Origin of the sequence: Rummeliibacillus sp. TYF005, assembly GCF_003844195.1 — a bacterium.
In the GTDB taxonomy this organism is placed as follows: domain Bacteria; phylum Bacillota; class Bacilli; order Bacillales_A; family Planococcaceae; genus Rummeliibacillus.
The window spans coordinates 17,648-30,531 of the sequence record NZ_ML122566.1 but is presented as its reverse complement, the minus strand read 5'-3'; the positions used below and the strand labels follow the sequence as shown (position 1 = coordinate 30,531).

The 12,884-nt window shown below is 34.5% G+C and carries 14 protein-coding genes; 1 reads left to right on the top strand and 13 read right to left on the bottom strand.

The features are described 5' to 3' along the window. Window positions 1-45: 45 nt before the first annotated feature. From CW357_RS12460 to CW357_RS12450, 3 genes are all read right to left on the bottom strand, one after another. The gene (locus tag CW357_RS12460) at window positions 46-696 is read right to left on the bottom strand and encodes a FusB/FusC family EF-G-binding protein (protein ID WP_119416276.1); all 651 of its coding nucleotides are present in this window, start codon (window positions 694-696) and stop codon (window positions 46-48) included. A gap of 231 nt (window positions 697-927) precedes the next feature. Next, on the bottom strand, window positions 928-2,076 hold the full coding sequence (locus CW357_RS12455; RefSeq protein ID WP_119416277.1) for a VanZ family protein: 1,149 nt from the start codon (window positions 2,074-2,076) through the stop codon (window positions 928-930). 107 nt (window positions 2,077-2,183) lie between these two features. Continuing rightward, window positions 2,184-2,474: a DUF6509 family protein gene (locus tag CW357_RS12450; protein ID WP_119416278.1), complete on the bottom strand. Its 291-nt coding sequence runs from the start codon at window positions 2,472-2,474 to the stop codon at window positions 2,184-2,186. Between CW357_RS12450 and CW357_RS12445 the strand changes: the two genes are divergently transcribed. Continuing rightward, window positions 2,459-3,769: an alanyl-tRNA editing protein gene (locus CW357_RS12445; protein ID WP_124218218.1), complete on the top strand. Its 1,311-nt coding sequence runs from the start codon at window positions 2,459-2,461 to the stop codon at window positions 3,767-3,769. The genes CW357_RS12450 and CW357_RS12445 overlap by 16 nt on opposite strands. 129 nt (window positions 3,770-3,898) lie before the next feature. Here the strand turns inward: CW357_RS12445 and CW357_RS12440 are convergent, their stop codons facing one another. From CW357_RS12440 to CW357_RS12395, 10 genes are all read right to left on the bottom strand, one after another. Next, window positions 3,899-5,221 (bottom strand): hypothetical protein, encoded by a 1,323-nt coding sequence (locus CW357_RS12440; RefSeq protein ID WP_119416281.1) that lies wholly within the window; start codon window positions 5,219-5,221, stop codon window positions 3,899-3,901. A gap of 236 nt (window positions 5,222-5,457) precedes the next feature. Next, complete coding sequence (locus tag CW357_RS12435) at window positions 5,458-6,138, bottom strand: ankyrin repeat domain-containing protein (RefSeq protein ID WP_119416282.1); 681 nt, start codon at window positions 6,136-6,138, stop codon at window positions 5,458-5,460. A gap of 32 nt (window positions 6,139-6,170) precedes the next feature. Next, complete coding sequence (locus CW357_RS12430) at window positions 6,171-6,797, bottom strand: NAD(P)-dependent oxidoreductase (protein WP_119416283.1); 627 nt, start codon at window positions 6,795-6,797, stop codon at window positions 6,171-6,173. 259 nt (window positions 6,798-7,056) lie between these two features. After that, the gene (locus tag CW357_RS12425) at window positions 7,057-7,470 is read right to left on the bottom strand and encodes a Na+/H+ antiporter subunit G (RefSeq protein WP_119416284.1); all 414 of its coding nucleotides are present in this window, start codon (window positions 7,468-7,470) and stop codon (window positions 7,057-7,059) included. Continuing rightward, window positions 7,448-7,732 carry a Na(+)/H(+) antiporter subunit F1 gene (locus tag CW357_RS12420; RefSeq protein ID WP_119416285.1) on the bottom strand — a complete coding sequence of 95 codons (285 nt, stop codon included), beginning with the start codon at window positions 7,730-7,732 and terminating at the stop codon, window positions 7,448-7,450. The genes CW357_RS12425 and CW357_RS12420 overlap by 23 nt, the downstream gene beginning before the upstream one ends. Beyond that, on the bottom strand, window positions 7,729-8,214 hold the full coding sequence (locus CW357_RS12415; protein ID WP_119416286.1) for a Na+/H+ antiporter subunit E: 486 nt from the start codon (window positions 8,212-8,214) through the stop codon (window positions 7,729-7,731). The genes CW357_RS12420 and CW357_RS12415 overlap by 4 nt, the downstream gene beginning before the upstream one ends. Window positions 8,215-8,229: 15 nt before the next feature. Beyond that, on the bottom strand, window positions 8,230-9,708 hold the full coding sequence (locus tag CW357_RS12410) for a Na+/H+ antiporter subunit D (protein WP_119416287.1): 1,479 nt from the start codon (window positions 9,706-9,708) through the stop codon (window positions 8,230-8,232). Continuing rightward, window positions 9,701-10,039, bottom strand: a complete 339-nt coding sequence (locus CW357_RS12405; RefSeq protein WP_119416288.1) for a Na(+)/H(+) antiporter subunit C — start codon at window positions 10,037-10,039, stop codon at window positions 9,701-9,703. The genes CW357_RS12410 and CW357_RS12405 overlap by 8 nt, the downstream gene beginning before the upstream one ends. A 2-nt stretch (window positions 10,040-10,041) precedes the next feature. Further along, the gene (locus tag CW357_RS12400; RefSeq protein ID WP_119416289.1) at window positions 10,042-10,467 is read right to left on the bottom strand and encodes a Na(+)/H(+) antiporter subunit B; all 426 of its coding nucleotides are present in this window, start codon (window positions 10,465-10,467) and stop codon (window positions 10,042-10,044) included. Beyond that, a complete protein-coding gene (locus CW357_RS12395) occupies window positions 10,457-12,862 on the bottom strand; it encodes a Na+/H+ antiporter subunit A (RefSeq protein WP_119416290.1) in 2,406 nt (801 codons plus the stop codon). Before CW357_RS12395 ends, CW357_RS12400 begins: the two co-directional genes overlap by 11 nt. Window positions 12,863-12,884 lie beyond the last annotated feature (22 nt).

The window sequence follows — 12,884 nt, the reverse complement described above, 5'->3', positions numbered from 1 at the left end:
CGCTTATTAATACTAATTTTACTTGTTCTAAAACGCTAAAGCATATCACTCTGTTACTCGCTCAAAAAAGTCATTGACTCTTGTATAATCGGCAATATTCCGATTACAACTTTCACTGTCCGAACAAATATAATTACTATGCTTTTTAAACGTATCGATAGCTTTCCCCTTTTTCGTTGTTGTGAACAAACTAACATCGGAATGATGATGACATATTGCACAAATTCCTTTAATCGTATTTGCTTCTACCTGGCCTTTAATAGCCTTTAGCTTGCCTTGTTGTTCAACAACGATATATTTTCGATGTGTGCTGGCATCGTGCCACGTAAAATAACATATATGACGAAAATCAATAGATTCTATGTTGGGTAATTTTAATTTCTTTTCCTTTTTAAAAAGACTCTTTAAATTACTGGTCGTTACTTTTTTAAAAGGTATGACAAAAGGTTTTAAGCTCTCCAAATATAATTCAGCTTGTGTTCGATCTGTCATCTTATATAATTGCTCAATTACAGTTAATTGAACATCGGATGGTTGAATATTTTTTTCAATTTCTGTTTCAACAAGCCCTTTAACAGCAAGTAATACATTGCGATCCTTTGTTGTATTATAAGCATTTAGAAGCTTATTCATCTGTTGTTCGATTAAATGATAATTTGCTACGGATAAGAAAGGTTGAATTGTTTGTTTTTCCATTGAAATCACTCCAATTTTTTAGGCTTTTTGTTTTTGGTTTTATGGCCTAAAGAAATGATCCAACATGAATATTCTATAAAACTTCGATGGAGATTTCCTTGACCATGAAGTTTCGTGCATTAGAGTATGCATTACAAAATAATGCAGACATTTAGATTCCTCCTTTAAAAAGAACTGCTTTTATAGTAGCACCAACTAATACAAAATACAATATTTGTAAGAACTATCGAACTAATTTTTTCTGGTCGTGTACAAGTCAGATGCCTCATCAAAATAAAATCGACGTTTTCCTTTTCCGAATACAACCAACATTATATGGATAAATAGAACAATTGTTAAGATGAAATACAATAAGTTTATCCCTAGTGGAAGGAATACCGATACATGATAATAAGGTGATGCCATTGAGATTTGTGATTGATTTAAGACATTCACCACGAATGTTACAAAAAATGTCACATATATTGCAGCAAATCGTTTAAAAAGACGGCTTATTGTAGTCATCTTACTAATTTTACTATCATATCGGAAACGCAGTATATATGTTCCTATCGTTCGACCATTCCATATCATTGGTATAACAAAGAAGAAGAAAAAGTAAGAGACAGACCGAATAAGAAATTCATTGATATCATTTGTACTCGTAATATCCAAGAATGTTTGTGCCAATAAGTCTGAGACAAACAAATCAACAATCATTGCTAGTAATACAGCCATCGGTTTGACTTCATCTAATTTTAATAAGCGATCTGCTTTTTCATGTATTCTTTCTTTTGACGGGAAAAATGCTAACACTGCAGGAGCAATGAAAAAGCCAACAATCCCACCTAATGTATTTAGTATTAAATCGTCCACATCAAAAATTCTATAAGCACAATTATAATAACCATAAATGCCGGTTACCTGTGTTATTTCATAAAATAATGTTACAAGGAATGTAATCCCTAACGCTTTCCCCCATTTTTTCTTTTCCTTTAAAAAATAGCGCAAATAAACGCCTAATGGCATTAACAACAAAAAGTTGAAAAATGCTTGATAAAAAGCGGATTGTGTAAATAAGTTCATGTACGTCCCGGGTTTAGACCAAACGATATTACCACTGTCGAAAATTTCCGATACAAAACGAAATGGGACGAATGAATAATGTTGTGTTCCTGGCTCTTGCATCGAACAAGTATCACGAATTGCTGGCAATGGTAAAAGAACGAGAAATAAGGCTGATAAAAAATAGAAAACAAATGAAAATGAAATGATTGTCGTAGATAATGGCATAAATCCATATTTTCGATATGTATAAATAAGCCACGGAATCCAAATGACAACTGCCAACAAAACAAACACAATGATTGCTGCATAAATTGGTTGGATATACGTATCCATTTCTTACATCTCCCTTAACAAACATTTGAACGGAAATAGACATCCAGAAATCCTACACTTGAGTATTCCCGAATGTCTATTCACTAAAGCATATAGCCGTTTGATTTTTATTCTCCGGCTGCAATACGATCTTTACAAAAGTTTAAAATCAATTCTTCTTCATCGTCTTCCAATGCAAAGTCTAATAGTTTTTCATCTGCTTTAGCTGTGATAAAGTAATTAGCTAATGAAATTTCTTCATCTTTTTTGGCAATAATAACGCGGATTTCAAGGCCACCTTCTGTATAAAGTTCATCCTCATCATCAACATTAATATCCAAAACAAATTCATAACGCTGACCTTCAATTATATGAGTCGGATCTAAGATTTCCTCCATTGTATATGCTAAAATATCCAATAATATCGCTCCTTTTACATCTTTCATTACTTTATAATATAGGAAATTGGCAATTAGTAAAGTTTTATGATGAAAATGAGCAAAAAGATAAGGAGTGTTGGAAGATGCAAGAGCTTTTCTATTATCAAGATGTGATGATGAAAGAATTTGACGCAACTATTCAATCACAACAAATAGATGTAGATGGACGAAAATATATTGTTTTAGATAATACTGCTTTCTATCCGACTGGTGGTGGGCAGCCTCATGATACAGGTATGTTAAATAATGTTAAAGTCATTGATGTAGAAAGAATTGATGATGAGATTCGACATTATGTAGATGAACTATTACCAGAGGGTACTAAAAAAGTACATGGCGTATTAGATTGGAAACGTCGCTTTGATCATATGCAACAACATGCTGGGCAACATATTTTAACAGCGGCTTTTGTTGAGATCTTAAACTATCCAACAGTAAGCTTTCACCTTGGAACTGAAACTGTAACAATCGATATTGATGTACCTAATCTATCTGACCAGGAACTTGCCTTTGTTGAAAAAAGAGCGAACGAAATCATTTTAGAAAACCGCCCCATGAAAACAAAATGGGTAACCCAAGACGAACTTGCAAACTATACGTTACGAAAAGCTGTAGCAGTCACAGGGGAAATTCGCCTTGTTATTATCCCTGATTATGATTACAACGGCTGCGGAGGTACTCACCCAACTTCGACTGGACAAGTTCAAGCAATTAAAATAATAGCAACTGAAAAACAAAAGAAAAAGACTCGTGTACATTTTGTCTGTGGTAGTCGTGTACTTCAAGAACTTCATTGGCGAAAAAAAGAATTATCTGAAACAGCTCGCCTCGTGAATGCACCAGAAGAAGAAGCAGCTCGAGCAGTAACAAAGCTTTTGCAAACGCAAAAGTCACTTGAAAAGTCATTAGCAGATGCACATGCAAGAATTTTATCCTTCGAGGCTAAAGAATTATTACATCTAGCATCTAATCACCTAATCCATAAGATATTCACTTCTCGCTCCGTGCAAGAACTTCAACAATTGGCGCGCGCAATCGTTGCAGCAGATGAAAAAAGTACAGTGTTATTCGTTTCAGAGCAAACAGATAGGGTACAATTCGTGGCAGCAAAAGGACAATCAGCGCCAACTGATAGTATGAAAAGAATCACCAATACGATTCTTCCAATCATCAAGGGTAAAGGTGGCGGTAGTGATAGCTTTGTACAAGGTGGCGGTGAACCTACTATTTCAGCTGAAGAACTATTAGAAGAAATGATAAGAATATTAATGTAAAGTGAACCTCTCATCTGTGGGAATTTCTTCATCCCACAGATATTAGTGTATGTACATGTACAATTATACTAAAAAACTGTGAATACACTTTGTGCACTCACAGTTCAAATAGAAACGTTGTCTCCTAGATTAGTCAGTTATACTACCTGGTGAGAAAATCATGGACGGCTCAGATATTATGTTTGTGATAAAAAGATTCCAATCTTCGATCATCGTGTAGAAGTGGAAGACATCAGGTTTTCCTGCAGGATACGTAATAGACTCTGCATCCAAATAAAATTCATCCCAATCATTTTGTTCCTGATAACGTTCGAGCAAACTTCCTGCTTCTACCTTCTTTTGAAATTCTTCAAAAGCGCTCGGTATTACATCTAAAAAGATTATTTCAATATTCTCTTCTTGTATTTGGCTACGCATTCTATTCGCCCAATATAAAACAACATTTTCATCTAACTTTGCATACTTTGTATTTTGGCGTGAATAAGGATAATGCTTAGCCTCTTCTTGTCGTTTATTAATATCTTCAATCTTATACTTAGTAAAGGACTGATATACTTTTATAAGTTTTTCTTTCAACTTTGGAGATAATCCATCCTTACGCAACAAAATTTCTAATTTCATGCCTAAATAGCCTAGCTCTATCCCTAACTGTTCTTCGCTAATTGCCGTTGATTTTTGGTTAATGAGCCATCTAAACGCTGATTGATAAAAAGCTCCTGCAGCTGCGAGATCTAGCGTTGTGTATAATCCTTCAGGCAAGTATATACATTGTGTATAAATTTTTGAAACGGCTAAACGTAGAATATCACCCATAAAGTAAGAATCTCTTTCCAACCATTCATCTTTTGTCCCTTGAATATAGGCATAATCTGGATTAATATTGATAAACTGATCATATTGCTGAATCTTACGTTCATATAAAGCTCGAATTGATTGACGAAGTAATTCTTTTTCTCCATCAATTTCATTTAGTTCAAAGAACGTACCTACTGTATCTACGTAAGCATTTGAAAGGCGATCAAATCCACGCCCAAAAATCTTATTTAGTTTTTCAAGATGCGTTGTTTTTTCTTCACCATCAAAATCACGTTCAATCCTTGCTTTATACGTAATATATTCAGATGCTAGATAGTTAATATGTTCGCTAATAGCGGCAATTCTTTCAAAAGAAACACCACCTCGCGCACTCACATTAAATTCAACCATCTTCCAAAATATATCCTTTGGTAATCCATTCGTTTCAATTTCACTTTGAGTGAGTGCTTGAACCTTCATCCACTTATTTGCGGAGAAATGCTGAGGTTTTTTCTTTTCAATATATTTTTTATATTGTTCTTTTAGTTTTTCTATTATTTCAAAATTTAAATTACTATTTGAATTCGTTCTTTCATTTTCGATACTCAATTTATCGATAGACAGTGGAGATAAAGGCCAATGATCATGTTCCCTCATAATTTGTAAGGGCCCCCTTTGTAATGTTACAGACCAAATCTATTAATCATTATGGATATTCTATCAATAATTATTGTATTAAACTAGAGAATTTTATACATTCAAATTAAAAAACTAGCAATTTTCACGATATTTTCACTATTCTGCATACATATAACCACATATCAGCTAAATAAAAAATGCCTACTTCAACTAAGATAAGCTTGTTGAAGAGGCATTTATATTTTTTCTTATCATCAATAAATATTTTTAGTAACTGAATTTTTTAATAAGTATTCGATTTCTTTAAATCCTAATTTTTCTGCATGTTCAAGTGGTGTGACATCATCTTTGTCTGCAATATTTGGATTTGCTTTATGTTGCAATAATAATTGGACACATTCTTGATATTTCTTACTGCCATCACCTAAGATAACTGCTTCTAGTAACGCTGTCCATCCTAAGTTATTAATGTGATTAACATCTATTGTTGTCTCATTTAATAACCAACGCAAAACATGAATATCACCATGTTCAGCTGCTGGTATTAGCGCTGTGTTTCCATATCGATCAGTACTGGTTGGATTAGCACCCGCTTTTGTCGATAATTTAAGAATATCCAAATAACCTTCTGCAGCGGCATATAGAAATGGTGTATTATGCATATCATCTTGAATATTCACATCGGCACCTGTTGCAATAAGAATTTTAGCAATTTCCACATCATTATTATATGTAGCAATCATCAGTGGAGTTCGTCCTCTTTCATTTCTTTGATCTAAATCTGCTCCGGAACGAATTAGCTTTTTTACCGCATATACATCTTGTTGATGAACAGCATTCAATAATGTTTGTTTAGTATCTTTATCTTTTGTAAATTTAACTAAGGCAAATCCTAAAGACAATGCGACCATTGCAGCTTTATGTCTTTTTTTCATGTGTTTTCCTCATTCCCATTTGCTTTCGTTCACTAATATGCAATTCCTACTCTTGTGTGTAAAAATTGTTTTTTAAAACATTCTTCATAGGCAAATCTCGCAGTATCACCTACTGTAATTTTTTGTCCATTAAGAGGTAGCTGATTTTTTTCTATTCTATATTTTCCGGTTTCTTCCCCATCCGGTAAATATGTTGGACAAACAATTGTCCAGTCTAAATCTGATTTCTTTAGCATTTGAAAAATCTTTGCATGCTCTTCTGCAGCAAATGTCTTTTTCTGTTTAGATTCACTTGTTTGAAAACGAAACTTTCCAGATTCTATACGGCTATCTAAAATACCTGCCGTGCCTATAGTGACGATTCTTTTTATATCATGTTTCTTCATGGACAAAATAATATGTGGAATACTTTCAGATAATGTGGTTGTACCATTTGCATTTAAAGCACTAATCACGATATCTGCATCAATAATGGTCTGCTCAACATCTTCTATACTCAAAGCATTTCCTTGCAAAATGGCTAAATGGTTATGTTCTTCTAGTTTTGACGGAGTGCGAGGAGTGCGGACAAGAGCGGTAACTTTGTGTCCATCTTGTAGTGCCATTCGGACAATTTCTCCACCGACTCTTCCCGTTGCACCCAAAACAGCCAGTCTCATTTTATAATTTCCCCTTCCAGCTTTATTCTAATCATTATTTTATCATTTAGCATTTTCCTTACAAATAAAATGATTTTTGCACATAAAAAGCGATGAAATATATATGTAAATTTTTATACTCTTATGTCTAGAAATTGTTAGGTCCCTATACCTTTAAAATATCGTCCATTCATTTTAATTTCTAAGTACTTTTATACAAAATAGCGACTGAGGCAAGTCTTTTACTATGAAGTAATCTGCTATAAAAATAAGCCTCCCCTTATAGAAGAGACTCTTCTTTTGTAATGGTTGATGAACGATTACTACTATCATCGTCTTTTTTATCTGGAAACAGCACATGATGCAATTCATCATCACCAGACCCCTCTGCTAGCTTTACTCCTGAACGATAAGCTGCTCTGCATATAAGATGCCCTGCGACTGGCGCTGTTAAAAAAACAAAAAGAATACCTAGCAAAATTCGAATGCTAAAAAATCCATCATGCGCCCAAAAATACAGAAAGGCTCCTAGTAAGGATAGTAGGACAGCTAATGTCGAACTTTTTGTTGCTGCATGTGATCGAGTATAAATATCTGGTAAACGAATAATTCCGAACGCACTTACAACACTCATCAAACTTCCAACTAAAATCAGCAAAACACCTGTCCATTCAAGAATCGGATTTACGCTCAATAATTTTCCCCCTCTCCAAATACTTTGAAAAGGCAATGGTACCGATAAATGATAAAATCCCTAATATTAAAATAACTTCTAAAAAGGCTTTTGTTTTAAGTAGAATTGATACAATTGCAATCATCGATAATAATGTAACGCCAATCATGTCTAGCGCCACAACGCGATCAGGCATAGAAGGGCCTCTAATAATTCTAAAAAGGGCAACTATAATCGTGATTGAAAATAACACTAAAGATAAGATCAAGATTTTCTCTGTCATTTTCGGGTCACCTCCATAATGACCTTTTCAAAGTTTTCTATCGAGCGGAGTACAGAACCTTTCGATTTTTCAATGTCCATAGCGTGAATATAAAATTTCCTTCCATTTGGTGAAACTTCCATTACGACAGAGCCAGGAGTCAATGTTAAAAGAAGAGCTAATGTTGTAATTTCACCCTCACCTTGCAAAGCAGTTTTATAAGTAAAAATACCAGGTGTAATATTAAGTTTTGGGCTACATATTTGGCGTAGCACAAGCAAGCTAGATAAGATTAATTCCCATACAAATATCGATACTAATTTTCCAACAGCAAAAATCCTCTTTAAATAAAACTGCATACCGAAAAATCGGTGCATTAAATATAAAATCAAAATTCCAATTAAAAATCCGGTAAAGAACGTTGTAAAATGTGCTTCATTTTCATCCTTTAAAAGCATCCAAAGTACTGCTATAAAAATATTTAATAGAAACTGTGTTGGCACACGTTCACCTCTTCTCTATTTTTCTAATACTGCCTGAATATAGATTTCCGGATTTACAATAGTTTTAGTAGCATCCTCCACAAAACTTGAAAAACCCTCTGCACCAAATCCTAATCCAAATGTGCAACATGCAAGTAACAAAATAGGTATTAATTGCCCCTTTGGAAGAGGTTTTTCGTCACCAATACTAACAGAAGTTTCGCCAAATATTGCTTGTAGAAACACACGCAATAATGAGTACAACACAACAACACTAGAAAAAAATGCAATGGCTAACACAACATAGGATTCTGCTTCTATTAATCCTTGTCCTATCAATATTTTCCCGACAAATCCACTGAATGGTGGAATACCAGCAAGCGATATCATAACGATAAAAAAGAGCCAACCGAATAACGGATAATGTCTAATTAGCCCACTCATCCGATCAAATCTTTTCTCACCTGTTAAGTTAATCATCGTACCAACAATAAGAAATAGCATAGCCTTCGCAATCATGTCATGCATTAAATAATAGATCGAACCTTGTAACGAAGAATCTGTTGCTACCCCAAGACCCATTAAAACGAATCCAACACCAATAACAACATTGTAAGCAACAACCTGTCTTAAATCTTTATACGCAATTGCTCCTAAACACCCTGCTATTATGGTAACTACAGACATTCCTTCGATTAATATATGTGTCACTTCTGGCTTATGATAGAAAACCAATGTAAACATTCGAATCAAAGCATAAATACCCACCTTCGTTAATAACGCTCCAAACAATGCTGCAACTGCAGTTGGTGGCACACTATATGAACCTGGCAACCAAAAGAATAATAATAAGCCAGCCTTTAAAGCAAAAACAACTAAAAATAGCAAACTAATGGTTGTAAGAAGTGCATCCTGTCCCTCCTCAGCAACGCGAACAGAAAGATGAGCCATATTGAGTGTTCCTAAGGTGCCATATAAAAAGGCTAGTGCTACAAGGAAAAACCATGAAGCGAGGACATTAATCAGGACATACTTTAAAGACTCTCTAAGTTGTTTCTTGTTACCACCTAGTGCGATTAATGCATAAGACGCTAATAACATTACTTCAAAACAAACAAACAGATTAAAGATGTCTCCTGTCATAAACGAACCATTTACCCCTGCAATCATAAAAAGAACAAATGGGTAAAAATACATCTTCTCATGTCTTTCCCCTATAGATGAATAGGCATATATTAAACAAATTAATGTAACAATACTAGCGATTAAAACAAGTAAAATGGCAAAGGAATCAGCAACAAATGAAATACCATAAGGCGGTAGCCAACCACCAAAATCCAAACGCATAATGCCACTTGCTTGAATATTCTCCAATAGAACAATACTGATGAAAATAAGGGACAGCATTGTTATCAAACTAAGAGCTCTTTGTACTCGGATATGATTTTTAAGAAATACTAGAACAATTCCTATCATAATAGGGACAACGAGAGGCATAACAACTAAATTATTCATACTTTTGCCCCCTTAAACTTTCAAAATCATCAGATTTACTTGTTTGATAAATTCTAAAGGCAAGAACTAACACAAATGCTGTCACAGCAAAGCTAATTACAATGGCTGTTAAAATTAATGCTTGTGGAAGAGCATCTGTATAGGGACTTTCTGCTTCTTTTAAAAGAGGTACATTACCTTTTTTAACGCCTGCAATCGTTAAAATAAGTAAATGAACTGCATGAGACAATATTGCAGTCCCTAAAATAACTCGAATCACATTTTTTGAAAGAATTAAATAAGTAGCAACTGAAACTAGTACACCGATTAATAAAATCATCATTGTCTCCATCACTACTCACCACCTTCACTAATATTCAAAATGATTGTTACTACAACACCAACTACCGTTAACGTAACGCCCGCTTCAAACAGCACTACACTTGCCAACTCTTTTTCACCTATAAGCGGAAAATGTACTGCTATCGCAGCTTGAGTTAGAAAGTCTTGACCAAATAATACAGAAGCAAATCCAGTTCCAGTTGCCAATAATACACCGATAGCAGCAATGATCTTAAAATCAAAAGGCATCCCTTTATGAACTATTTCTATACCTGCTGCTAAATACATCAAAACGATAGCTGAAGCTAATACTAGTCCTCCGATAAATCCCCCTCCAGGAGAATAATGACCTGAAAAAAATAAATAGACGGCCATCGTTAAAATGATAAATACAACAACTTTTGTTACTGTTTTTAAAATGACATCGTTAGTCTTCAAAATCGGTCCCTCCTTTTTTCGCTTTAAACTTGATCAATGTATATACACCAAGTCCAGCTATAAAGAGGACAACCACTTCTAACATAGTATCAAACCCACGAAAATCACCTAATATGGTGTTCACAATATTTGCACCACCAGCTAGATTGTATGCATCTTCAAAGTATTTAGATATTCTCTCAAACTTATCAAAGTTTAGTACTGCCAATGAAATAACCACTACTAATGCTCCTACAGTAATTGAAATAATACTATTCGATATTTTCGTAGAGATTGATAATTTCTCTGTACTCCACTCCGGTAAGTAATAAAAACAAAGTAAGAACAATACGGTCGTAACAGACTCCACAACAAGTTGTGTTAAAGCTAAGTCAGGTGCCCTAAATAAGACAAAAAAGAAAGTAACGCCAAAACCTAATACACCATTTAAAATAACAGCGGTGATGCGTGATTTCACAAATAGTATGGAAATAGCAGCTAATAACATCACACCAATCAAAATCCATTCATACCACTCAATAGATGCGTTATTCTCTGTGCTAAATGAAAAGGCACCACTATAGAAAAAGAAAACCCCAACCGAAAAAATAAAGAAACTATAAATATAAAAAGCATAGTGCCTTAGCAATCCTGTCATATAGCTATTTGTCACTTTATTACTTAGACTTTCAGAACCAGAAATAACGTTGACATATAACGCATTCAAAGACCAATTTGGTGGATAAAAACGATATATCCCCATCCATTTTCCTAACAAACGATACAATATCGTTCCTATCAAAATGACTGCAATGGTCATTAGTATTTCTGTATTAATACCATGCCAAGCATGAATTTCAGGTGTTAGTTTTTGAGCTGGTGCTAAATTAGGATAAATACTTACCATCGCTGGCTTTAAAATATACTTTCCTAATGTATTTGGAAAAAAGAATAGACTAATTACCATTATGCAAAGAATAAATGGAGCGACAAGTAAAGGAAAAGGAGCCTCATGAACAGGCCTCTCTACTTTCTGAATTAACGGTCTTCCTAAAAAAGCTTTAAAAATGATTATCATACAGTAGATAAACGTAAACACACTAGCTATCCAAGCAATAACAGGAAATAGAATTCCGACACTACTTATAGAAAATAGATTCAGATCTTTTATATGGAGTACAGCAGCGAAAAACAGCTCCTTACTTAAAAAACCATTAAATGGTGGCATTCCTGCCATGGAAAGACTGCCAATAACAGCTACAGTAAATGTTAGTGGCATAATGGACATTAATCCGCCTAATCGTCGAATATCCCTTGTACCAACTTCATGGTCCACAATCCCTACCATCATAAATAACGCACCTTTAAATGTAGAATGGTTGATCAAATGGAATAAAGCTGCGAAAGTTGCCTGCGTATAAATAACCGTATCCGCTTCAAAATCGAGTGCATATGCAACAGAACCCATACCGACCAAACTCATAATAAGCCCTAACTGACTAACTGTTGAAAATGCTAATAAAGCTTTTAAGTCAGTCTGTTTCACAGCATTAAATGATCCCCAGAATAGAGTTATTAGTCCTACCGTCGTTACAATCCAAAACCATAGCATTTCTCCACCGAAAATTGGGGACAAACGTGCAACAAGATAAATCCCTGCCTTTACCATAGTCGCTGAATGTAAATATGCACTAACTGGTGTTGGTGCTTCCATCGCATCAGGTAGCCATATATGAAACGGAAATTGTGCTGATTTTGTAAATGCACCTAAAAGAATAAGTATCATCGCTGGAATAAATAATTCATGTTCAGAAATATGCTCTATTTGATGGATGATTTCATGCACACTATAAGAATCTGTCATCATATGCAGCATAATAAATCCAACTAACATCGACACTCCACCTGTAACAGTGATTAACATTGATTTTTGAGCACCCGCACGAGATGCTTTTCTATGATGCCAGAATGAGATTAATAGAAAAGAGGACACACTTGTTAATTCCCAAAATGCATACAATACCATGAGATTATCTGAAAATACGACGCCTAGCATAGCGCCCATAAAAAGAAGTAAATAGCAGTAAAAATGTTGTAGGGATTCTTTTGAAGATAAATAGAAAATGGAGTATAGAACAACCAAACTCCCTATTCCAGAGATTAAAAGACCAAAAATCATACTAAGACCATCTAGGTACGTCGTAAAATTGATGTCTAAAGATGGAATCCACTGATAAGTATGCGTATAAGGGTTGCCACTTGCTATGATTGGAATTAGTCTAGCAAGTATGATGAAGACGATGATTGGAACTGTCAAAGCGAGCCAACCAATATGTATTTTTGTGAATTTCTTATTTATTATCGAAATAATAAACGCCATCAAAAACGGCAATATAATTGCTACATGTATTGTCAATAAACCTTCCTCCTATCTTCAA

Coding starts and splice junctions, on each gene's coding strand:
- CW357_RS12460 (WP_119416276.1), bottom strand. CDS start 696: ATGGAAAAACAAACAATTCAACCTTTCTTATCCGTAGCAAATTATCAT.
- CW357_RS12455 (WP_119416277.1), bottom strand. CDS start 2,076: ATGGATACGTATATCCAACCAATTTATGCAGCAATCATTGTGTTTGTT.
- CW357_RS12445 (WP_124218218.1), top strand. CDS start 2,459: ATGCTAAAATATCCAATAATATCGCTCCTTTTACATCTTTCATTACTT.
- CW357_RS12440 (WP_119416281.1), bottom strand. CDS start 5,221: ATGAGGGAACATGATCATTGGCCTTTATCTCCACTGTCTATCGATAAA.
- CW357_RS12435 (WP_119416282.1), bottom strand. CDS start 6,138: ATGAAAAAAAGACATAAAGCTGCAATGGTCGCATTGTCTTTAGGATTT.
- CW357_RS12430 (WP_119416283.1), bottom strand. CDS start 6,797: ATGAGACTGGCTGTTTTGGGTGCAACGGGAAGAGTCGGTGGAGAAATT.
- CW357_RS12420 (WP_119416285.1), bottom strand. CDS start 7,732: ATGACAGAGAAAATCTTGATCTTATCTTTAGTGTTATTTTCAATCACG.
- CW357_RS12410 (WP_119416287.1), bottom strand. CDS start 9,708: ATGAATAATTTAGTTGTTATGCCTCTCGTTGTCCCTATTATGATAGGA.
- CW357_RS12405 (WP_119416288.1), bottom strand. CDS start 10,039: ATGGAGACAATGATGATTTTATTAATCGGTGTACTAGTTTCAGTTGCT.